Source organism: Neisseria sp. P0021.S007 (assembly GCF_051956855.1).
The window spans coordinates 1-496 of sequence record NZ_JBQCXA010001342.1 but is presented as its reverse complement, the minus strand read 5'-3'; the positions used below and the strand labels follow the sequence as shown (position 1 = coordinate 496).

At 53.0% G+C, this 496-nt stretch carries 1 protein-coding gene; it reads right to left on the bottom strand.

Annotated elements, in window-relative coordinates; genetic code table 11:
• The coding region (locus tag ACTHUR_RS19065; RefSeq protein ID WP_440400342.1) for an AAA family ATPase at window positions 1-446 on the bottom strand (446 nt) is incomplete at its 3' end.
• Window positions 447-496: the final 50 nt, after the last annotated feature.

The following is a 496-nucleotide window of genomic DNA, read 5'->3' as shown; positions in this document are numbered from 1 at the left end:
TCCAGCAATTCGCGCTGGGCGGATTCTTGATTGAGGGAATGGTGGGCGTTTTGCCCGGGAATGTCGATAAGCTGCCCGCCGACGGCTTTGAGCTGCGCCAGCGTGGCTGCCTGATTGTTGATAAAGCTGCGGCTTTTCCCTTTGGCATCGATGATGCGGCGGATGCTGAGTTCTTCCGCGTCTTCGTCTAGAAAACCCTGCTCCTGCAATTGGGCTTTGAGATCGGGCAAAAGGCTGATGTCAAACAATGCCGACAACTGCGCTTCCTTTGCGCCGCTGCGGACTTGGCTGTAATCAGCCTTATCGCCCAACAAAAGCCCGATTGCATCCAACGTAATCGATTTGCCCGCGCCTGTCTCGCCGGTCAAGACGGTAAAACCGCTTTGGAAATCCAGATTGAGGTTTTCAACAATGACAAAATCGCGCAGGGAAAGTGCCAACAGCATGGTAGTATTCCTTAGTAAATCGACCGCACATCGGCGGCTAACTTTAGATA